A 20499-nucleotide genomic window follows, 5' to 3' on the forward strand; every position below is an offset into this window, starting at 1 on the left:
GTCATCGGCCCCACACCCCGGGGCCGGTGAACCACGTTCAACAAGGAAACATCATGTCGACCATTGCAGAACTGAACCCGACGCCACTGTGGAAACATTTCGCCAAACTGTGTGAAATCCCGCGCCCATCCAAGCATGAAGACAAAGTGGTGGCGTATATCGTCGATTTCGCGAAAAATCGCGGTCTCGACGTCAAGCTCGATCAGATCGGCAATATCATCATCAAGAAACCCGCCACCCCCGGTATGGAAGATCGCAAGACGCTGGCCATGCAGAGTCATGTGGACATGGTGCCGCAGAAAAATGCCGATACCGATCATGACTTTCTCACCGACCCCATCAAGGCCTACGTGGATGGCGAGTGGGTAACCGCTGACGGCACCACGCTCGGTGCTGATAATGGCATTGGCGTCGCGGCCATTCTTGCACTGCTGGAATCGACGGATATTCCTCACCCGCCGCTCGAAGCCCTGCTGACCATTGATGAAGAAGCGGGAATGACCGGCGCCAAGCACCTGCAGCCGGGCCATTTCGAGGCGGACCTGCTACTGAACCTGGACACCGAAGACGAAGGCGAACTGTATGTAGGCTGCGCAGGTGGCGTAGACGTCAATGTTTCCCTGCCATACACCGCAACCCCCATCGAGGCCGACCATCTGGCCTTCAAACTGAGCGTGCGCGGCCTGCGTGGCGGCCACTCCGGTCTCGACATCGATAAAGGGCGTGGCAACGCCAACAAGATCGCCAACCGCATTATCGACACGGCGCGGCGGCAGATCCCGGAATTGCGTATCGCCAGCCTTGATGGCGGCAGTCTGCGGAATGCCATCCCGCGGGAGTCTTTCAGCGTGATTACGGTATCGCAGGAGAACTCCGCTCTGCTCCAGGAGATCGCTCTGCAGACCAGCGCAGTGATCAAAGGCGAATTCGACAACGAACCCAAGCTGGATATCACCCTGGAAGCCACTGACACGCCGTCGAGCACAATGGACGTGGCAACTCAGGAAAAACTGATTCACTGTATCCGCTGCTGCCCCAATGGCGTTGAACGTATGAGCACCGCACTGGAAGGCATCGCCGACACTTCAAACAACCTCGCCCGCGTCGTGACGGAAACCACTGACAGCGGCAACAGCCAGGTTCGGATCCAGTGCCTGGTGCGCAGCCTTTCCGACAGCGCCCGTGACGAACACGGATTGAATGTCGCCGCCGCCTTCGCGCTCGCAGGCGCCGAGACCAGCCTCGACAACGCCTACCCGGGCTGGACGCCCAATATGCAGTCACCGCTGCTGGCGCTGATGAAACAGGTCTATCAGCAAATGGAAGGCAAGGCGCCGGAAGTCAAAGTGATTCACGCCGGCCTTGAATGCGGTTTGCTCGCCAAGCCTTACCCAAATTGGGACATGGTCTCCTTTGGCCCCACCATCCGCCGCGCCCATTCCCCGGAAGAGCGGGTACACATTCAGAGCGTGGCCAATTTCTGGGACTACTTTGTCAAAGTGGTTGCTGCAATTCCGCAGAAATAAACTGCATCTGCTTCAAACAAGGCCCGGCCAGCACGCTGGGCCTTTTTGTATTCCAGTAATAATCGGGGGAGAATAAGACAAACCGGATAGGTAGACCAATATGACTCCCGCAATCAAAGCCGCCGAAAAAGCGAAAGTGAAATTCCAGATTCACGAATATTCCCATGATCCGGCGGCGGAATCCTACGGCCTGGAAGCGGCGGAAAAGCTGGGGCTCGCACCGCAACGGGTGTTTAAGACCCTGGTGGTATCCCTGGATGGAAAATCGCTGGCGGTAGCGGTGCTACCGGTGGAAGACCAGCTCAATATGAAATTGATCGCCAGAGCCACGGGAGCCAAGAAAGCGATCATGGCCGATAAAAACGCGGTAACGCGCTCTTCCGGCTATGTACTTGGCGGTGTCAGCCCACTGGGACAGAAAAAGACATTACCGACGTTCCTCCACGTTTCCGCGGAGTCCGAGGACACTATTTTTGTCAGTGCCGGCCGCCGCGGGCTGGAGATCGAGCTGGCACCGGGCGATCTATTGCGTTTGACCCGAGGAACGTTTGCCTCGCTGACAAGCTGACCGCAGTAACCGAGCCCCGGAAAACTACGCAAGTCATAATGAGATTCAGGAGCAGTGTATGAGCACCTATGAATGGCTGTTGTTCGACCTTGACGGGACCCTGAGTGACCCTGCAGAGGGTTTCGTGAACTCCATGAACCACGCTCTGCAGTTCTACAACTATGCACCTCGGCCCGCCGCCCAATTGACCCCTCATATCGGCCCACCTCTGGAGGTGACCCTCGCACACCTCACTGGCTCCGCAGACCGCACCCACGTTCGCGCCCTGGTCGATAAATACCGCGAGCGCTACGGTGAAACCGGCTATGCGGAAAATACCCTGTACCCCGGCATCACCGACATGCTGCAGCAATTGAGCAGTATCGACGGCATTCGCCTCGGTGTGTGCACTTCGAAGCGGGCCGACTTTGCCAGCCGCATCCTCGAGCAATTTGAGCTACACCACTATTTTGAATTTGTCAGTGGCGGCGACGTGGGCGTCGCAAAATGGCAGCAGCTCGGGAAACTGATCGAAGAAAAGCGAATTGGTCAGCGCACCCTGATGATCGGCGACCGTCACTTCGATCTGTCCGCAGCCGCGCGAAACGGCCTGCCCAGTGCCGGCGTTCTCTGGGGGTACGGATCGAAGGAGGAACTCGACCAACACACCCCCGCCTACCTGTTCCATCACCCGTCCGAAATCCTGAACATTTTCTGACTTCTACTGTCCGACCGTGCACACCAAAATAAGAGGAAGCCTCGTGAAACGCTTTGCCCTGATCCTTTCCTTCGCCCTGCTCTCCGGTTGTGGCACCGTGACCACGCTGACCAGCTCTGACTCCGAAATCGCCCGAGACCTGAGACAGAAAAACTCCGGCTGTGTGAGTATGCCCCGGGTCTACAGTGGTGTTGCCTACAATATGTGCAAATTGAATTCCAATGGCACCTCCATTTACTTCGCCCCCCTGTTGGGCGTTTACCTGGTCGATAGCGTATTTTCAGCAGCCACCGATACCGTCGTACTGCCTTACACCATCTATGCACAGAATGAACAGGGCAGTGTAAACCTGTAGAATTTTCAACCGCTCTTCACCGGTTGCGCAAACGATCCGGGAACCACTGGTCTCGACTACGGCTGGTTCCCGCCCCACTTACATCGCATAATGCGCGGCCCAAATTCCAAACTGACTCCTGGCCTGCTGTATGTGGTTTAAGAACCTGCGCGTATACCGCCTCACCCGTGAATTCACACTTTCCGCCGAGCAATTGAACGAAATGCTCGAACCAGACACCTTCACCCCTTGTGGTAGCCAGGACATGGCCCGCTACGGCTGGGTACCACCTCTGGGACGCCACGGCACCGAGCTGGTTCACGCGGCCAATGGCTACCTGATGGTCTGCGCGAAAAAGCAGGAAAAAGTGATTCCCGCGGCGGTGGTGAACGAAAAAGTAGAAGAGATGGCTCTGGCCATTTCCGAGAAAGAAGCCCGCAGTGTCGGCCGTAAAGAGCGGCAGAACCTGAAGGACGAAGTGTTGCTGGAAATGCGCCCTAAGGCCTTCGCACGCTCCAGACTGCAGTTTGCCTATATCGACCCCAAAGACGGCTGGATTGTGGTCAACGCATCTTCGGCGAAGGCCGCCGAAGAGCTGCTGGAAAACCTCCGCGAAGCTATCAGCAGCCTTTCTGTCGTGCCGCTGACCGCGAAGAATATCCCCCAGCAATCCATGACCCACTGGCTCACGGCGCCGGAAGCCCCCACCCACTTCGAGTTCGGCCATGAATGCGAATTACGTGACCCGCAGGAGTCCGGCAGCGTGATCCGCTGCAAGAACCAGGATCTGTGTGCGGAAGAAATTCACAACCACCTTCTGGCCGGAATGCAGGTCCACAAGCTTGGCCTGATCTGGCGCGACGGCGTGGAGCTGATGGTGGACGATCAACTGGCCATCAAGCGGCTGAAGTTCAGTGACGCGGTCACCGAGAAAGCGGACAACGCCGACGCGGACAATGCGGCCCAGCGCTTCGATATTGAATTTTCCGTAATGACCCTGGAGATTTCTGCCCTGCTGAAGGATCTGCTCCGCGCCTTTGGCGGTCTCAATACGGATACCGCCAGCGTCGATGAGATCGTTGCCCGTGCGAGTCACGAAGAGCGCGCGCAGCAGCTCAGCAGTGAAGTAGAAGAAGTGGTGTAAAGCGGGCGAAAACTCGCCACTGGCGACCGCCCGGTTTCAGTGAAACTGTTCCGAGGCGGGAATACCAGTGGATACCTCAGAAGAATACCTCAGAGCGAGCCAGTGATCCTCAGACCGCGCTGAGACACTACGGATTCGCTGTGAGGTTCCCTAAGCTGGTCTCGGTATTCACTACCGAAGTCTCGGGGCTGGCCTATGAAATACTGGAAAACCCTCCAAAGATCCTTCCGTACCCTCCTCTCCTCAACGGCGCTACGGTCCCTCTTCCTCACCGGGTCTCTGGCCGTATCACTTACACTGACCGGTTGCGCCAGCCCGCCTGCGCACAATAATGCCGCTGCCACACTGGCTCAATATCGCACTTTTGGCCTCGCACCAGTGAGTGGTGGCAACGGACGCGCCATGTCGCTGGCACAGAACGAAGTTTCGCGGCAACTGATCTCCCGCGGGATGGTACCGAGCAGCAATCCCGATCTGCTGGTGACGGTACAGGTTCGCGCGTACCCGACACGTCAGATGCCGGTAGGTGCCCCATACGCCAGCGTAAGACAGTCCTCAACCGAGGGTATTCTGACAATCGACCTTGTTGATGCACGCCAGAAGCAACTGGTATGGCAAGGCCGTACGGTGGATCCGATCACCCGGGAAGTGCTGAATAATCCGCAACGGGCAATGGATAAAGCGGTGGATGAAGCCTTCAGAAGCCTTCCGTCGCGCTAGTGAACGGTCCCCTGATGGCCGCGAACTGCCGAATGCTGTTCATTGAACGCAGCTGAGGACGAAGGTGACGATACCGGGCGCGGTCTTTTGAGACCGTCACCGCCATAAATGGCGGTGCAGAGCCCCACGGATGGGTTTACGGCCTGTCTCACAAGGCCGCACCCGGGAGCGACGCCGCCACAAAATGACTTCAGTGAACGGCATCGCGCGAACAGCGGCCATTTATTGCGAGGATCAGACCTTCTTCATCGGCCGGCCGGACTCCCCCCAGAGGACGTGATACTTTTCCTGCTCTGGTTTATCCACGCGCGAGAAGGTGTGCGCGCCGAAGAAGTCCCGTTGTGCCTGCAGCAGATTGGCCGGGAGCGATTCGCGGCGGAAGGCGTCGTAGTAGCTAAGCGCGGAAGACAGCGCCGGGACCGGAATACCGCCGATGGTGGCATCGGCCACCGCGCGGCGCCAGTTACCCTGGTGGTTGGCGATCTGCTCGATAAAGAAATCATCCAGCAGTAGATTGGACAGTTTGACGTCCCGCTCGTAGGCGTCACTGATGGACTGCAGGAATACGGCACGGATAATACATCCGGCGCGCCAGATGCGCGCGATCTCGGCAAAATTCAGTTCCCAACCCTGCTCCCGTGCAGCCAGCTTCATCAGGTCGAAACCCTGAGCATAGACACAGATCTTTGCACAGTAGAGGGCGTCGTGGAGCTGCTCGATGACTTCTTTGCGCTTGTCCTCTGGCACCGGCGACACTTCCGGCCCCACCAGTTTTTTCGCCGCGCGGCCACGCAAAACCTTGCGTGTCGACAGGGAACGGGAGAATACAGCTTCCGCGATACTCGGCGCCGGACAGCCCACCTGCAGCGCTCCTACCGCAGTCCAGAGACCAGTGCCCTTCTGGCCCGCGCGATCGAGGATCACGTCCACCAGCGGCTCTCCAGTAACTGAATCCTTGGTGTCGAGGACTTCCGCACTGATATCAATCAGGTAGCTGTTCAGAACGCCCTTGTTCCACTCCCGCAACACACCGGCAATCTCCGCCGGCGTCATTTCCAGCGCACTGCGCATCACATCGTAGACTTCGCAGATCATCTGCATATCGGCGTATTCAATGCCGTTATGCACCATTTTCACAAAGTGGCCGGAACCAATCGGGCCGATATAGGCCGCACAGGGGTCCCCCACTTTCACCGGATTGCCCGGTTCGAAGCGCTCGATAGGCTGGCCAGTTTTTGGATCCACTTTGGCGGCGATCGCATGCCAAACCGGCTCGATCCGCGCCCAGGCGTAGCGGTCACCACTGGGCATCAGTGATGGCCCGAAGCGAGCCCCTACCTCACCGCCGGAGACCGCGGTGGTAAAGAAGATGAGCTTGCCTTCGTAGCGCTTGCAGCGCTGCACGGAGTCGGTCCACAGGCTGTTGCCAGTGTCGATGACGATATCGTCCGCCTGCAGACCCGCATCCAACAGCTTGTTGCACACGTCGTCTACCGGGGCACCGGCGGGCACCGAGAGAATCACCAGGTGTGGCGCCTTTACCCGGGAAAGCAGCTCGGTGTAGGAGTTGCATACCTCCACCCGCGGGGCCCTGTCGCCGCGTTCACGGGCATCCTGCTCAAGCAGTGCATCCAGCCGGCTGTGGTCGAGATCAAAGGCACACACACGGTATCCGTTATCCACCAGGTTGAGGATCAGATTCTTCCCCATTACGCCGGCGCCGATAAAGCCGATATCGCAGAGTGTTTCTTTCATGTAGATCTCCAGTGCACAGAGTTGGTTGCCGCGGGGCGGGCAGGCATGGTGCCCCTGCTCAAAGGGCGCGGAGTATAGCAATCGAACCGGCGCACCGGGAGCGCATTTTGCACCTGAGCCCATTGTAGTAACCACAAAGCACATTGACCGGTTTACACCCGGCGACAGTGGTTGCGGCCCATTGACTCGCGGGTAAACTGTCGTCAGGGCACCCGAGCCACCGCCCTGCTCTCTATTCAATTGCGTGGCGTACCACACCTGACCAGCGAGACAACGGATGGCCAGCCAACCACATAACGTGAACCGCACATTCTACCGGGCGCCCTGGAGCCGGCAGCTGCAACTGCTTACCCTTCTGTGCAGCGTCATCCTGCTGGGGATCAGTTTCGCGCTGCTACTGCATACCCCGGCGGAAGCACCGGCCATTTACCAGCTGGGTATCTGGATTCCACTGCTCACTCTGGTACTGAGTGCCGTGTTCGCGGTGCGCGGATATCAGCTGGAAGACCAGCACCTGTACATTGTGCGCCCCGGGTGGCGCAGCCGGCTGTGTCTGGCGCAATTACAGGCTGTGACTGTGGATTCAGCGGCCATGGACGGGTCCATCCGCCTGTTTGGCAATGGCGGCCTGTTTGCGTACCTGGGGCTGTTTAGAAACAGTAAACTCGGCCGCTATCGCGCCTATGCCACAGACACCGCCCGCAGTGTGGTGCTGCACCTGCCGACACAGACGGTAGTGGTCACACCGGACAACCCGTCGGAATTTGCCAGGCAAGCGGAAAAGTCGATTGCCATGGGCTGAACCCCGGATAAAAGCACGCCCCATGCAAGTACCGGATCATTTCATTCACCCCGTACGCGGACCTCGACAAATGAAAATGCTTACCGCTATTTTTCTGTCAGTGACCCTACTGCTCCCGGCACTGACCCGTGCCCATACAGGCGATTGTGTGATCCTGTTGCATGGACTGGCGCAGTCGAAAAACGCCATGAGAAAGCTGGATACCGCTATTTCAGCGGCGGGTTTTACTACGGTAAACGTGAACTACCCATCGACGGACCACCCGATCGAAGCACTGGCAGGCCCGGCCATTGCTCCGGCGCTGGATCGTTGCGCCGTCCTGACCGGCAGTGCGCAGCATCGGGACACCGCCGTCGCCTCCGGTTCGGTGCCTGCACCACGGGTTCACTTCGTCACCCACTCTATGGGCGGCATTCTCGTGCGCCAGTACCTGAGCAAGGTGAAAGTGGAAAATCTGGGGCGCGTCGTCATGCTGGGACCACCCAATCAGGGTAGCGAAGTGGTGGACAACCTCGGCCGGGTACCGTAATGCTGTTCACTTAAGCGGAGCGGCACGACGATTCACCGGATAGCGGGTTTTGCTGATCTTTACCGTCCTCGGCCTAGAAGGCCGAGGACGGTCCTCTAAAAACAGGTTCCCAATCCCCGCCCTAAGCTCCGATAAGCGCGCTCCAGTCCTTGATAATGGCTGAGCCGCGGCCATGACAATCAGCTGCGCAGCAATATACTGGCATGCGAACTTAAAGCGTATCCTGGCTGGGTTTCCCCCGTGAGCGACCGCTGCCTGGCTTGCCTCTCGACGTATCACGTTGTACGCCAACAGTAGCCCCCACACTTCCTGATAAACCAGTTCCACGGTCTTGCTACGTAGGGTGACGGCGTTGTGCTGCATGGAACTTTTGATGTCACGGAAGCCGATTTCGATTTCCCAGCGCTCTTGGTAGAGCTTCGCGACGGCTTTAGTGCCGTAAGTATCTGCCGGTAGCGAGGTAAATACCGTTTTGTTTTTGCCATTATGCTTGTAACTCACTGCTCGAACTTCCCAGTACTCGGGAAGGGCCGGATTGCGCTTCCGAGCCTGGGGGAGACCTTCATTCGCAGTAGTCGATCATTTTTGTTGTAGACCTCCACTGTCTCACTGACCAGGCCTTTGCGCTCGGGGATCAGCCAGTGGCGTTGCGTGTTCTGATCCGCCCACCGCAGCAAAAGGTCTGCACTCCAAAAACCCTTATCAAACAGGGTTACGGAGGCTTCCGGCACCTGATTCATAAACTCATCGGCCAGGCGTATTTCGCTGCGTCGGTAAGGGCTTAGCTCTGCATTCAGAAGTACATGTGAACGTACGTTCATTAGAGCAACCAGGCGCATAAGAGGGTACGGAGTTTGCCGGTTTGTGCTCGTGTTACCGGAGCCAAAATGATCTCGCAGCTCAGGAGTATCTTGAGTGCGCAACAGCGCGCCATCGACAGCGAGAACTTGCAATCCTCGCCATTCATCTTCGGGGTAACGCTCATGTCCCCAGTGCACCCCGGTACGTTGAAATAGCCACTGAACGGGGTTAGCACCAAGACGCTGTCGCGCCTTTGATACCCCGCTTGGGGCCAACAGGCTATCGTTCGCGAGCCCCTGAGCACAGATATTGAGCCTGCGGGCAACTTCTGAGACCGGTTCATTCCTGAACAGGGCCATGCCCAGCACGAGCCAGAGTACCTGATCGGCGGGAAGTCGACGGCGGCGAATAGTGGCTTGCGAGGATAACTGCAGAGCGGAATCCACCCATTCAACGGGAATGTTCTGGGTGAAGGTACTCAGGTCACAGAAGGACTGGAGGGCATCAATATCGAAGAGAGACTGCTGAAGAGACACAAAAAAATCCGGTTTCCTGATCTGGAAACCGGATTTTCCGGGGCCCCACCTTAGGCTGCAATGCTTAAGTGAACAGCATTACGGCCGGGTACCGGGGTTTCACTTTATTTTTGGCGACGCGGGGCTGCAACTGGGCACCGGAAAAATGAGCGTGCCGAACAAGCTCGGAGCGGCCAACTTTGATCTCGGTATTATCGCCGGTACGCGCAGTATCAACCCCACCCTGTCAACGATGCTGCCAGACCGGGACGACGGCAAGGTGAGCGTCGCGCGCACCCGCGTTGAGGGCATGGACGATCACCTGGAAATGCCCGTCACTCACGTATTTATGATGAAAAATCCCAAGGTGATTGCACAGGTCATCCACTATCTCCAGCATGGCAAGTTTGCGCGCGCCGCTGAAGACAACGCCCAGTAAACGCTGGATACAAGCCCACCTCTGCCAACACCCGCTGACATAGCCGATCACAGACGACTGAATTCGCACCCCGCAAACTACACTGAGTGGCTCAGACGTTTATCGAGCGGGGTATTCCGTGCAGCCAACGTACACGGCTTTTCAGAAACGGCTTCGCCCGGGCACCGCCCGGGTGCTTACCTGTCTGTTTCTTGTATCGCCCCCCCCACTTCTTCAGGCCCAGGAAGGACAGGCCTCCTCGCCAGTCCACCAGACCGTGGAAGCCCCGCGCTCCAGTGCGAAAAAGATCCAGCTACATAAACGGGCCAACAGTCCATTCGAATCCGCCGGTGTCAAAGGCAGTGTCACCGGCGAGAACGCCATTGAGTACCTGATAGAGGCGAAAACCGGGCAGTCCCTGGAACTGGATCTGCGCAGCGACCACGCCCTGGCCGGGTACCGGATTACCGCACCTGCGGCGCCCCGTGCGCTCCACCATGGCCAGGGCCGCCACTCGGTGTATTCCGGCACCCTGCCCCGGGATGGAACCTACCGGGTGCTTGTCTACCTTCTGGACGCCGCGGCGAAAAACGGGGATCGCGCGGAGTTTTTTCTGAATATCCGGATTCGGAATCCGGGCTGAAGCCAGGTGGCCGCAATGCAACAAAACCCCGGCGATAAAGCGAGTGAAGTCGATGCGGATCTGACGGAGGCCATTGGCCAGGTCGACAGTTGGGTGGATGGCGCCGTAAAACTGCTGCCGAATTTTGCCGTCGCGCTGGTTGTACTGATCGTTTTCTACGGTACCGGCGCTCTGCTCAAATTCCTGATTCGTCGCCACCTCAAACGCCGCGACCGCTCAAACCTCGGGGACGTACTGGGAGGCCTGGTGAAGTGGGGAGTCACGCTGGTAGGCCTGCTCCTCGCTGCAACCATCGTCATGCCGAGCCTGAAACCCGGGGACCTGATTGCCGGCCTCGGGGTTGGCTCTGTGGCCATCGGTTTCGCGTTTAAGGATATTTTGCAAAACTGGCTCGCCGGCCTGCTGATTCTGATCCGGCAGCCGTTTGAAGTGGGTGATCAGATCCAGGTATCGGACTACGAAGGGACGGTGAAGCGTATCGAAACCCGCGCAACCGTGATCAATACCTACGACGGCCAGCGCGTAATGATCCCGAACAGCGATATCTATACCAACGCGATCCTGGTGAAGACCGCCCGTGCCTTCCGGCGCAGTGATTACGAAATTGGTATTGGCTATAGCGACAATATCAGCGAGGCCTGCGATGTGATCCTGCAGACCCTTCGAGGGATCGACGGAATTGAAAAGAAACCGGCACCGGAGGCCCTACCCTGGGAGCTGGACGCAAGCTGGGTGACGATTCGCGCCCGCTGGTGGACCAATAGCCGGCAGACGGACGTCACCCACGTCCGTGCTCGCGTGATCGAAGCGGTGAAAGAGGCACTTGATGAAGCGGGCATTGATATGCCGTTTGAGACTCAGGTTCACCTGTTTCACGACCAGACCGATGAATCCGACGGACAACGGGGAGTGCAGCGGGAAGGATGGCCCGCAGGCAAGCGCACTGCGGACCCATCAAACAGAAATTCGTAGGTCCCTCAGCGGATTTTGCGGATACCCACTGCCTCGCGTAATTTCTCCAGAAACGGCGCCGAGTAAGCGCGCGCTTTCTCAGCGCCCTTTTCCAGCTCCAATTCAATCTGTGCCGGGTTTGCCAGCAGCTCGTTGTAGCGCTCACGGGCTTCGCCAATCTGACCATTGATCAGCTCAAACAGCTGCTTCTTGGACTCCCCCCAGGCGATACCGTCGGCGAACGCCTGACGCATCTCTGCAGTCTGTTCCGGGGTGGCAAAGGCCTGCCAGATCTGGAAAACGGTGGAGGTATCCGGGTCCTTCGGCTCACCCGGTTCCAGCAGATTGGTCTTGATCTTGTTAATGTGCTTTTTCAGCTGCTTTTCTGTCAGGAACAACGGGATGGTATTGCCGTAGCTCTTACTCATCTTGCGGCCGTCGAGCCCCTGCAGCACCGCCACGTTGTCGTCCACCACTGCCTCGGGCAGGGCGAAGTGCTCACCGTAGTGATGATTGAAACGCGCCGCAATATCGCGCGCCATTTCAATATGTTGAATCTGATCCTTGCCCACAGGAACCTTGTTGGCATTGAACATCAGAATATCCGCAGCCATCAGTACCGGGTAACTGTACAGGCCCATGGTGATACCAAAATCCGAATCCTGACCGTCATCGCGGTTGGCATCCACCGCCGCCTTATAGGCGTGAGCGCGATTCATCAGACCCTTCGCGGTCTGGCAGGTAAGCAGCCAGGTCAGCTCCGGAATCTCGACAATGTCGGACTGGCGATAAAACACCACGTTATCGGTGTTCAATCCCAATGCCAGCCAGGTTGCCGCAATCTCCCGGGTGGACTGGTGGACCTGTTCCGGGTCGTGACATTTGATCAGCGCGTGATAGTCCGCCAGAAAATAGAAAGACTGATTATTTTCGTCCTGACTGGCGGCAATGGCCGGGCGAATGGCGCCCACGTAGTTACCCAGGTGGGGAGTGCCGGTGGTGGTAATACCGGTCAAAACTCGCTGCTTACTCATAAGTCCTTGAAATTCCGTACTTAAAGTTGTCTGTCGGCTGATCTGAGGGCCGCATGATACCTGTTTCCAGCAGTGGGTTGTACGCTCACCGCACCTTCTGCTCTGCGCAGCTTCGCAACCGCGCTTCATAGACATCAGCCAGCGCTGTCCAGCTCAGACGCTGCACCTCAGGTACATCCAGTGGCTGGTTACCCTGTACGCGCCCGGCGCAGTCCAGCATCGCCGTACTCAGGCTGGCTGCGCAGGACGCCACATCGTCCCCGTAACGCCAGCCACCCTCTCCAAACCACTCCGGGTAGGCGAGGCTGTCCGGCGTCAGCGGCTGGCACCCCGCCGCCACAGCTTCCAGTACTGACAGTCCCTGGAAATCGTGCCGTGCGGTAGAGATCACCCCATGGCTTTCCCCCAGTAGACGCCGGTATTCAGAGAGTTCCGCCTGATAACCCCAGGCCCCGAGTGCTCCAAGATTTTCCAGCAACCTCCGTATCTGCACGAACTCTGGTGGCTGACGGCGGAATTGCTGACCAACCACATGGCAGGTAAACGGTATTTCTGCGCGCCCGAAATGGCGCAACGCCGCGAGCAAAATATCTGGCCCCTTGTCGTATTCCCAGCGGTGATTCCAGATAAACGTAGGCCGCGATGGCCTGGCCTGCTGCACTTCGAAGACGGTGCTTTCCAGCGGTACAGGTAACACACTGGATTTTTTTGCGATCTCATCGCAAATGCCTGGGGGCACCGCGTCGGGCAACCGGTTTAGCAGCTCCCCCGCCCCTTCCAGCATAGTGTTGCGGTTGTATTCCGAATTAAACAGCACCAGATCCGCACACAGGGCGGTGTAGATATTCAGTATCTGCGGCTCCACCGAGGCCACCGCATCTTCACTGCGCGGATAATCGAACTGATTCTCATGGAAATACACTGCCGTTGGCACCTGCGCCAGGGCGGGTACCAACCCCCGCAACGCCGCCAGATCGACCATCGACGTGGCGATCACCAGATCCCAGGACTGGGCCAACTGTTCCCGCGCCTCTCCCCGCCCCCAGCTCAGGCTATTACCGCGCACTCGCCAACTGAAAAATCGCGGTGGCAGGGTGAGCTGTGTCCATTGCCAATGCGGGAGGGCAGACACAAGGCCGCGCCGCCAGCGCTTGTGGCTGTCGGCGTCGTAGGCGGAAAGCAGGAGAACGTTCAAAACAGGCCGGTCAGCTCGGCAACATCACTTAGTCGAAATTTCGCAGATTGGTCAGCCTCGCAAACAGACTGGACGTATCCCAGCGGCCACCACCGAGCGCCTGTACCTCGCTGTAGAACTGATCCACCAGCGCGGTGACCGGTAACAGGGCGCCATTCTTCTGAGCTTCGTCCAGTACAATGGCCAGGTCTTTACGCATCCAGTCCACGGCAAAACCGTGTTCATACTCACCGGCCAGCATGGTCTTGTAGCGGTTTTCCATCTGCCAGCTCTGCGCTGCACCTTTGGAAATCACTTCCACCACCTGTTCTGGATCCAGACCGGCGGCCCTGGCGAAATGCAGCCCTTCCGACAACCCTTGCACCAGCCCGGCAATGCAGATCTGATTAACCATTTTGCACAACTGACCACTGCCCACCGGGCCAAGCAGGTTTACCGCACGGGCATAGCAGTTCAGCAGTGGGGTCACGCGCTGATAGTCCGCGTCTTCGCCACCGACCATGATGGTGAGCGCACCGTTTTCCGCGCCCGCCTGCCCACCGGATACCGGCGCATCCAGAAAGCCGATATTGCGTCCGGCAGCCTCAGCGGCGAGTACCCGTGCCACATTGGCGGATGCGGTCGTGTGATCGACAAACAGACTGCCAGCGGCCATTCCGTGAAATGCCCCGCTTTCTCCAAGGGTGACCTGGCGCAGGTCGTCGTCATTGCCCACACAGCAGAATACGAAATCGGCCCCCGCAGCCGCCTTGGCCGGAGTATCGAACGCTTCCCCGGCGTAGTGATCCAGCCACCGCGCGGCGCGGCTGGCTGTACGGTTATATACCTGAACCCTGTGCCCGGCGCGGGAAAGAAACCCCGCCATGGGAAACCCCATCACACCGAGCCCGATAAATGCCACTGTCGCTGTCATAGAAATTCCTGAACCTTGTGTGTTGCCGGCCGTACCACCCGATTACCGCCCCGGAAGCCGGATCAACGGGAAAAAATAAGCCAGATCAGGGCACCACCCAAAAGCAGCCGATAAATCGCAAAAGGTGCCATTCCGATACGACTGATGAATTGAAGAAAGAAGTGGATACAGAGATATGCGCTGATCCCGGATAGCACCACCCCCAGAAAAATACTTCCCCAGGGCACGGATTGGGTACCGAGCAGCTCGAGGGTCAGTAACAGAGCACTCAGGGAAATGACCGGGATCGACATCAGAAACGAAAAGCGCGCGGCCGCTTCCCGCTTCATCCCCAGCATCAGGCCCGCGGTCATGGTGATCCCTGAGCGCGACGTGCCGGGAATCAGAGCAATTGCCTGGGCGGCCCCGATCAGAAGTGCCTTCTTCCAGTTGAGCTGCCCGATATCATCGCGGCGCTTGCCATATACGTCCGCCCACCATAGCAGTAACCCGAAAAGGATAGTGGTGGCCGCAATCACCGCCGACGAGCGCAGGTGTTCCTCAATAAAGTCCTTGAACGCGAGCCCCACCAGGCCCGCCGGGATGGTAGCCAGTACAATCAGCCAGGCGAGTCGGCCGTCGTCGGAAAACTGGCCGCTTCTAAAACCACCAAGACCGTCGCAGATCAGCTGCCAAACGTCCTTGCGGAAATACACCAGCACCGCGATCAACGAGCCGAAATGCACCGCCACATCGAAGGCCAGCCCCTGATCAGGCCAGCCCAATACCTGATTTGGCAGAATCAGGTGCGCGGAGCTGGAGATGGGTAAAAATTCGGTAATTCCCTGAATGAGCGCCAGGATGACAATCTGAAAGGTTTCCATACTTTTCTACTGCGGTTGGATGTTATTTTGCCGGGCGAATGCGCTCGCGCTTCTTCCACGTGATTTCATTGCGCAGGTAGGCCGGCTCCAAAGCATCCGCAGAAACCGCGGCTCCCTGCTTCCACAGATCCGCGGCCAGTGCAGCAATATCCTGTGCGTGAATCGCGGCATCCAGCGTCAGCTGAGCCGGGTTCAGGTCAGCCAGCGGCGGATACTGCCAGCCAGGACCGGCGGCCAGTATCGGCGCACGGGGCTCGGACGGAGCAATATACTTGCCGGTAACCAGTGCAGACACCACCTGATCCGGTGCGGATACCCGATCTTCAATCTGTGCCACGCCCGGTTTGGCGGCGTCATAAAGGCCCCAGTAAACCTCCTGCATACGCGCGTCCAGCGCCGCCAGAACCGGGAGCGGCTTCGCAAGCCAGCCCGGATTCTCGCGCACTGCGCCGCGGGCAAGTGCCGACAGGCTGGACACCGGGACTACCGGCTTATCCGCGGCGAACGCCAGCCCCTGTACACAGCTGATCGCGATACGCAGACCGGTAAATGACCCGGGGCCCCTGCTGACCGCCAGTGCATCAATCTGGGAAAGGCTGGACTGCCCTTCCGCCAGTATCTGGTCCACCATAGGTAGCAAGCGGCGGGTGTGATCGCGCTCGGCACGGACAAAGGCCTCACGCACCTCGCCCTGATCGTAAAGGGCCACGGAGCAGGCGCCGGAAGTGGTATCAATAGCGAGGATTTTCAACAGACAGTCCTATTTTCCGTGTAGCTCGATGCGATTTCGCGACGCTCGGGGTGCCCAGTCGTGCTGGTGGCTTGCAGGGCCTGTACCAGCCCCGACCTCCCCCGGGGCAGGATCGCGCGCCGGTATTCCGGGCGAATTGTGGCACGGCCAGCTGTAAACGCAACTGGCGACCGCTTCGGGGAGCCATAAACAAAAAGCCCCGGAACCGGGTTCCAGGGCTTTCGGGTAGGGACCCGGGGAAGGGTCACACTAAATCAGTCACTACTGCTCACGCTTTTTTGGGCGGACGACCGCGGCGACCAGCCGCTTTTTTGACCTCTGCCTTGGGTGGGCGGCCACGACGGGCGGATTTTTTCGGCGTGGACTTCACGGATTTGGTTGCCGCTTTTCTCGCCGCCGCCTTTTTGGTGGTGGTGGATTTTTTCGGCCGGCCGGCCGATTTCTTCACCGCCTTCTTCTTACTGGCTTTCTTGGCCGCCTTCTTGGCTTCCGCCTTCGCCTTCGCTGCAGCCTTTTTCTCCATCGCCTTCGCTTTCGCGGCGGCTTTCTTCGCCGCGGCTTTCACCTTGGCGGTGGCCTTCTTCTCTGCCGCTTTTACTTTCTTGGCATCGGCCTTGGAACGGGACTTCTTCCAGCGGGCCTCGAAGGCTTTCAGCGCCTTACTCAGATCCTTATCCGCTTTACTGGATAATTTCTCGGCCAGATCAGAAACCGATTTTTTGGCAGACTCCTCTGCCTGACGCACGGCATCCATCGCATTGGCTTTCGCCAGACCCAGCTTGGCCTCGGCAAGCTTGGCGCGCTGCTCACGCAGCTTTGCATTGGCCGCTGTCAGCGACTTTTTAGCCGCCGCGGTGTTGGACTTTTGTACCCGGGCGCGGGCTTTACCAACGCGATCGAGCTGGGCATCCAGCGATTTCGCAGCGGCATCCACTGCTTTCTGGGCCTTGGTTACCACCGGTGAAGCGGTGACGGAGGCTTTGGCGGCCGGTTTTGCTACCCGTTTTGCCTTAGCCTTTTTCTTTGCGACTCGTGCCATCCCTTGTCTCCTCTTTCTCTATTAAAGAAGTCACTGTTCACACTGAATTGTGTATCGACCAAGCGTGAAGAATTGAGAGCAGCCCAGCCATTGAAAATGACACGGCTGTATCAAAGTTAATAAAAAAAAGAGGGTTTGCAAGAAAAAAAGATTAAAAACAACCAAATTTCACAAAAAATTGGATTTTTTTTGGGATTTCACAGAATTCTCACAGGAATACCGTCAAATCCCCAAAGATACTCCCCTCAAACGGAAGTCGGGAAGCACGGATTAATTTAATTTCAGCGCACAGGTTCCGGGAAGACGCCCGGCAAACGATCCCGTACCACCGCCTCCAACGCCCGCAAATGATCCTCGCGGGCGTTCAATGCTGGAATATATCGATACTCACTCCCCCCGGCATCAATAAAATTAGCGCGATTCTCTACCGCGATTTCCTCCAGGGTTTCGAGGCAGTCGGCGGAAAATGCCGGGCAGATGACATCCACACTGGCCACTCCGTTTTTCCCCCACTCGATCAGGGTTTTATCGGTATACGGCTGGAGCCATTCCGCTTTTCCGAAGCGAGACTGGAAGGTGATCTCCCACTTTTCCCGGGGCAGCTCCAGCACCTCAGCCAGACGTTCTGCAGTCCCACAACACTGGTCGTAGTAGGGATCACCTTTGCGAATATTTGCCTTGGGAATCCCGTGAAACGACATCATCAGTTTCTCGGCCGCGCCCTGCGCCGCCCAATGCTCGCGTACCGAATTGGCCAGTGCCTCAATATACAGAGGGTGCTGCCAGTACTCGTGGACTACGGAAATATCCGGCACATTGCGACTATTGCGCACGATCTCCGCCACCTGATCGTAGATCGCTCCAGTGGTGGTGGCGGAATACTGGGGATACAGGGGCAACACGGTGAACTGACGGACCCCCTCCCCGGACAGGCGGGTAACCGTATCCGCCAGCGAGGGGCCACCGTAGGTCATGGCGTAGGTTACTGTAAACTGGTCACTGACCGCGCTCAGCCGCTGCTGCAACAACGCCACCTGCCGCTGAGTGTAAAACACGATGGGGGAGCCACTGACATTCTCACCATCCAGCCCCTGATTCCAGATCTCCTCGTAAGCGGGGGCTATTTTGGCAGGGCGAAACGGCAACACGAAGAGGTTGAGAATCATGGCCCATAACGGGCGGGGGATCTCGACTACCCGAGGGTCAGAGAGAAACGCTTTGAGAAACTGTCGAACGGCCTTGGGGGTTGGCTCGGCGGGGGTCCCCAGGTTCATCAGAATGATTGCGTGCGCCATTTTGCGATACGCTCCTCTTTCGGCATAAATGCGGCTGGGCGGGATGGATGTAAAGTATTCCAGAAACCCGCAAAAAAGTATTTAACGGCTTTTTAAGCGAGCTGATAAATCATCACAATGGGATGCGGCGCCCCCAAGACGTCACCTGGGCTTCTCTCAGGCACAAAAAAAGCTCCCGAGGGAGCTTTTTTTCAGCGCACACAGGACGCTTTCGCGCCGCTGCAGCCAGTCATTCGCAGGATCAGCTCAGCGCTTCGATCACCTTCTCACGGATATCATCCATGGAACCGACGCCTTCCACTTTGCTGTACTTGGGCGCGGTCTCCGGCGCGCGCTTAGCCAGCTCGCGATAGAAACCGACCAGCGGCTCGGTTTGTTCATGGTATACCGACAGGCGATTGCGCACGGTTTCTTCCGTATCGTCGGCACGCTGCACCAGCGCTTCACCAGTGACGTCGTCCACACCTTCGTTTTTGGGTGGGTTGTATACCAGGTGGTACACGCGACCAGAACCCTCATGAACCCGTCGGCCAGACAGTCGTTTAACGATTTCTTCGTCATCGACCGCGATTTCCAGTACGTGATCAATGGCTACATCGGCATCCAGCAGTGCCTGAGCCTGGGGGATCGTACGAGGGAAACCGTCGAACAGGAAGCCGTTGGCACAGTCCGCCTGTGCGATACGCTCCTTCACCAGTGCGATAATCAGGTCGTCGGAAACCAGCTTGCCGGCAGCCATAACGTCCTTGGCCTGCAGGCCCAGGGGCGTTCCCGCCTTGACCGCGGCGCGGAGCATATCTCCGGTAGAAATCTGAGGAATACCAAACTTCTCGGTGATGAACTGGGCCTGGGTGCCTTTGCCGGCGCCAGGTGCGCCCAGAAGTATGATTCGCATAAACAGATAGTCTCCAGATCATGCCGAGGCAATTATTGATTATCCCAAGCCGGTGATTCCGGTGGCGCCCCGAGAAAAGAGCGCTACCTTACACTTTGCCCCCACACAGAACAAGCCCGCATGTGGTCAGGCCGAATCAGGTAATTTTTTTACAAATTTCCAGCTAATTAAAGCAGATCGCCTCTCTTCCCACGGAAATTGTTATTCGCCCGAAGGAGGCTGCCTGCTTCACCGAAGAATTCGGCCGCAGTCAACCGGTCTCCGGCCCCTGGTCGCGGGCGGTTTTCGCGGCATCCCACAGGCGATCCAGCTCTTCCAGGGAGACATCCGCCGGTTGCTGATCGCGCGCCGCGAGCGCCGCTTCCACCGCGCCAAATCGCTGCTCAAATTTCCGATTGCTCTGACGCAGCGCTGTCTCCGGGTCGAGCTTCAGATGACGCGCGACATTGACACAGGAGAACATCAGATCCCCCAGTTCCTCCCGCGCATGCGCCTGGTCGCCACTGGCGATGGCTTCGCGCAATTCACGCAGCTCTTCTTCAACTTTTTCGAGTACGCCGTGAATATCCGGCCAGTCGAAACCCACTTGCGACGCGCGTTTCTGCAACTTTGCCGCCCGGGTCAGGGCCGGCAATCCGGTGGCGACGCCAGCCAGTGTGCCGCCCTCCCCTTTTTTCGCCCGCTCGGCCGCTTTGATCGCTTCCCAGTTGGCTTTTACCTGCTGCTCATCCAGTTCCGCCGACTGATTTTCGCCGTACAGGTCTCCGGAAGGGAACACATGTGGATGGCGACGAACGAGCTTGCGCACCAGCGTATCGACGATACGGGAGAAGTCGAAGTGCCCGTCTTCGCGCCCTAATTGCGCGTAGAAAATCACCTGGAACAGCAGGTCGCCCAACTCTTCGTGCAGATGCTCAAAATCTTCCTGCTCGATGGCTTCCGCAACTTCATAGGCCTCTTCGATCGTAGAGGGCACTATGCTGGCAAAGCTCTGCTTGAGATCCCAGGGACAACCGCCATCGGGATTGCGCAGTTGCGCCATCAGATACTGCAGGTCTTCAACGCTGTAGGTTTGCTTCATATTCGGTTCGCTTTGCGGTGCCGTCCGGCA

The 20499-nt window shown here is 58.0% G+C and carries 21 protein-coding genes and 1 pseudogene; 11 read left to right on the plus strand and 11 right to left on the minus strand.

The genetic code is table 11. From position 1 onward, the window contains the following. Positions 1–53 precede the first annotated feature (53 nt). The 6 genes from LRR79_RS13055 to LRR79_RS13080 all read left to right on the plus strand — a co-directional run bounded on the left by LRR79_RS13055 (position 54) and on the right by LRR79_RS13080 (position 4989). Positions 54–1526 carry an aminoacyl-histidine dipeptidase gene (locus LRR79_RS13055; protein WP_231757631.1) on the plus strand — a complete coding sequence of 491 codons (1473 nt, stop codon included), beginning with the start codon at positions 54–56 and terminating at the stop codon, positions 1524–1526. A gap of 100 nt (positions 1527–1626) precedes the next feature. Continuing rightward, complete coding sequence (gene ybaK, locus LRR79_RS13060; RefSeq protein ID WP_231757632.1) at positions 1627–2094, plus strand: Cys-tRNA(Pro) deacylase; 468 nt, start codon at positions 1627–1629, stop codon at positions 2092–2094. Between the two features lie 58 nt (positions 2095–2152). Beyond that, positions 2153–2791, plus strand: a complete 639-nt coding sequence (locus LRR79_RS13065) for an HAD hydrolase-like protein (RefSeq protein ID WP_231757633.1) — start codon at positions 2153–2155, stop codon at positions 2789–2791. Between the two features lie 43 nt (positions 2792–2834). Beyond that, the gene (locus tag LRR79_RS13070) at positions 2835–3146 is read left to right on the plus strand and encodes a YceK/YidQ family lipoprotein (RefSeq protein WP_231757634.1); all 312 of its coding nucleotides are present in this window, start codon (positions 2835–2837) and stop codon (positions 3144–3146) included. A gap of 130 nt (positions 3147–3276) precedes the next feature. Then, the gene (gene rdgC / locus LRR79_RS13075; protein WP_231757635.1) at positions 3277–4269 is read left to right on the plus strand and encodes a recombination-associated protein RdgC; all 993 of its coding nucleotides are present in this window, start codon (positions 3277–3279) and stop codon (positions 4267–4269) included. 195 nt (positions 4270–4464) lie between these two features. Next, entirely contained in the window at positions 4465–4989 is a 525-nt protein-coding gene (locus LRR79_RS13080; RefSeq protein WP_231757636.1) for a DUF4136 domain-containing protein, read from the plus strand. Positions 4990–5223: 234 nt separating this feature from the next. Here the strand turns inward: LRR79_RS13080 and gndA are convergent, their stop codons facing one another. After that, positions 5224–6744 (minus strand): NADP-dependent phosphogluconate dehydrogenase, encoded by a 1521-nt coding sequence (gene gndA / locus LRR79_RS13085; RefSeq protein WP_231757637.1) that lies wholly within the window; start codon positions 6742–6744, stop codon positions 5224–5226. A 277-nt stretch (positions 6745–7021) separates the two neighbouring features. On the opposite strand from gndA, the gene LRR79_RS13090 reads away from it, so the two are divergent. Continuing rightward, complete coding sequence (locus LRR79_RS13090) at positions 7022–7546, plus strand: PH domain-containing protein (RefSeq protein ID WP_231757638.1); 525 nt, start codon at positions 7022–7024, stop codon at positions 7544–7546. Between the two features lie 70 nt (positions 7547–7616). Continuing rightward, complete coding sequence (locus LRR79_RS13095; RefSeq protein WP_231757639.1) at positions 7617–8075, plus strand: esterase/lipase family protein; 459 nt, start codon at positions 7617–7619, stop codon at positions 8073–8075. Positions 8076–8081: 6 nt separating this feature from the next. Here the strand turns inward: LRR79_RS13095 and LRR79_RS13100 are convergent. Then, positions 8082–9385, minus strand: a pseudogene (locus LRR79_RS13100) (IS4 family transposase). Positions 9386–9563: 178 nt separating this feature from the next. On the opposite strand from LRR79_RS13100, the gene LRR79_RS13105 reads away from it, so the two are divergent. The 3 genes from LRR79_RS13105 to LRR79_RS13115 all read left to right on the plus strand — a co-directional run bounded on the left by LRR79_RS13105 (position 9564) and on the right by LRR79_RS13115 (position 11424). Beyond that, positions 9564–9830 carry a hypothetical protein gene (locus tag LRR79_RS13105; protein ID WP_231757640.1) on the plus strand — a complete coding sequence of 89 codons (267 nt, stop codon included), beginning with the start codon at positions 9564–9566 and terminating at the stop codon, positions 9828–9830. Between the two features lie 118 nt (positions 9831–9948). Next, positions 9949–10452 (plus strand): DUF4832 domain-containing protein, encoded by a 504-nt coding sequence (locus LRR79_RS13110; RefSeq protein WP_231757641.1) that lies wholly within the window; start codon positions 9949–9951, stop codon positions 10450–10452. A gap of 15 nt (positions 10453–10467) precedes the next feature. Beyond that, positions 10468–11424, plus strand: a complete 957-nt coding sequence (locus LRR79_RS13115) for a mechanosensitive ion channel family protein (RefSeq protein ID WP_231757642.1) — start codon at positions 10468–10470, stop codon at positions 11422–11424. 5 nt (positions 11425–11429) lie between these two features. Here the strand turns inward: LRR79_RS13115 and LRR79_RS13120 are convergent, their stop codons facing one another. The 9 genes from LRR79_RS13120 to mazG form a co-directional block, all read right to left on the minus strand. Then, positions 11430–12437 carry a tryptophan--tRNA ligase gene (locus LRR79_RS13120; protein WP_231757643.1) on the minus strand — a complete coding sequence of 336 codons (1008 nt, stop codon included), beginning with the start codon at positions 12435–12437 and terminating at the stop codon, positions 11430–11432. 85 nt (positions 12438–12522) lie between these two features. After that, complete coding sequence (locus tag LRR79_RS13125; protein WP_231757644.1) at positions 12523–13632, minus strand: tRNA-queuosine alpha-mannosyltransferase domain-containing protein; 1110 nt, start codon at positions 13630–13632, stop codon at positions 12523–12525. A 28-nt stretch (positions 13633–13660) separates the two neighbouring features. Next, on the minus strand, positions 13661–14545 hold the full coding sequence (locus tag LRR79_RS13130; RefSeq protein ID WP_231757645.1) for an NAD(P)-dependent oxidoreductase: 885 nt from the start codon (positions 14543–14545) through the stop codon (positions 13661–13663). 62 nt (positions 14546–14607) lie between these two features. Beyond that, positions 14608–15408 (minus strand): undecaprenyl-diphosphate phosphatase, encoded by an 801-nt coding sequence (locus LRR79_RS13135; RefSeq protein ID WP_231757646.1) that lies wholly within the window; start codon positions 15406–15408, stop codon positions 14608–14610. A gap of 22 nt (positions 15409–15430) precedes the next feature. Continuing rightward, a complete protein-coding gene (tsaB, locus tag LRR79_RS13140; protein ID WP_231757647.1) occupies positions 15431–16159 on the minus strand; it encodes a tRNA (adenosine(37)-N6)-threonylcarbamoyltransferase complex dimerization subunit type 1 TsaB in 729 nt (242 codons plus the stop codon). Between the two features lie 268 nt (positions 16160–16427). Next, positions 16428–17198: a hypothetical protein gene (locus LRR79_RS13145; protein ID WP_231757648.1), complete on the minus strand. Its 771-nt coding sequence runs from the start codon at positions 17196–17198 to the stop codon at positions 16428–16430. Between the two features lie 281 nt (positions 17199–17479). Next, entirely contained in the window at positions 17480–18493 is a 1014-nt protein-coding gene (gene hemH, locus LRR79_RS13150) for a ferrochelatase (RefSeq protein ID WP_231757649.1), read from the minus strand. A 241-nt stretch (positions 18494–18734) separates the two neighbouring features. Next, entirely contained in the window at positions 18735–19388 is a 654-nt protein-coding gene (gene adk / locus LRR79_RS13155) for an adenylate kinase (protein WP_231757650.1), read from the minus strand. A gap of 250 nt (positions 19389–19638) precedes the next feature. Further along, on the minus strand, positions 19639–20469 hold the full coding sequence (gene mazG, locus LRR79_RS13160; protein WP_231757651.1) for a nucleoside triphosphate pyrophosphohydrolase: 831 nt from the start codon (positions 20467–20469) through the stop codon (positions 19639–19641). Positions 20470–20499 lie beyond the last annotated feature (30 nt).

Origin of the sequence: Microbulbifer elongatus (assembly GCF_021165935.1) — a bacterium.
Classification (GTDB): domain Bacteria; phylum Pseudomonadota; class Gammaproteobacteria; order Pseudomonadales; family Cellvibrionaceae; genus Microbulbifer; species Microbulbifer elongatus.

Excerpts from the sequence above, each read along its gene's own strand:
- LRR79_RS13055 (WP_231757631.1), top strand. The coding sequence starts at position 54 with ATGTCGACCATTGCAGAACTGAACCCGACGCCACTGTGGAAACATTTC.
- ybaK (WP_231757632.1), top strand. The coding sequence starts at position 1,627 with ATGACTCCCGCAATCAAAGCCGCCGAAAAAGCGAAAGTGAAATTCCAG.
- LRR79_RS13065 (WP_231757633.1), top strand. The coding sequence starts at position 2,153 with ATGAGCACCTATGAATGGCTGTTGTTCGACCTTGACGGGACCCTGAGT.
- rdgC (WP_231757635.1), top strand. The coding sequence starts at position 3,277 with ATGTGGTTTAAGAACCTGCGCGTATACCGCCTCACCCGTGAATTCACA.
- LRR79_RS13080 (WP_231757636.1), top strand. The coding sequence starts at position 4,465 with ATGAAATACTGGAAAACCCTCCAAAGATCCTTCCGTACCCTCCTCTCC.
- gndA (WP_231757637.1), bottom strand. The coding sequence starts at position 6,744 with ATGAAAGAAACACTCTGCGATATCGGCTTTATCGGCGCCGGCGTAATG.
- LRR79_RS13090 (WP_231757638.1), top strand. The coding sequence starts at position 7,022 with ATGGCCAGCCAACCACATAACGTGAACCGCACATTCTACCGGGCGCCC.
- LRR79_RS13095 (WP_231757639.1), top strand. The coding sequence starts at position 7,617 with ATGAAAATGCTTACCGCTATTTTTCTGTCAGTGACCCTACTGCTCCCG.
- LRR79_RS13115 (WP_231757642.1), top strand. The coding sequence starts at position 10,468 with ATGCAACAAAACCCCGGCGATAAAGCGAGTGAAGTCGATGCGGATCTG.
- LRR79_RS13120 (WP_231757643.1), bottom strand. The coding sequence starts at position 12,437 with ATGAGTAAGCAGCGAGTTTTGACCGGTATTACCACCACCGGCACTCCC.
- LRR79_RS13130 (WP_231757645.1), bottom strand. The coding sequence starts at position 14,545 with ATGACAGCGACAGTGGCATTTATCGGGCTCGGTGTGATGGGGTTTCCC.
- LRR79_RS13135 (WP_231757646.1), bottom strand. The coding sequence starts at position 15,408 with ATGGAAACCTTTCAGATTGTCATCCTGGCGCTCATTCAGGGAATTACC.
- LRR79_RS13145 (WP_231757648.1), bottom strand. The coding sequence starts at position 17,198 with ATGGCACGAGTCGCAAAGAAAAAGGCTAAGGCAAAACGGGTAGCAAAA.
- hemH (WP_231757649.1), bottom strand. The coding sequence starts at position 18,493 with ATGGCGCACGCAATCATTCTGATGAACCTGGGGACCCCCGCCGAGCCA.
- adk (WP_231757650.1), bottom strand. The coding sequence starts at position 19,388 with ATGCGAATCATACTTCTGGGCGCACCTGGCGCCGGCAAAGGCACCCAG.
- mazG (WP_231757651.1), bottom strand. The coding sequence starts at position 20,469 with ATGAAGCAAACCTACAGCGTTGAAGACCTGCAGTATCTGATGGCGCAA.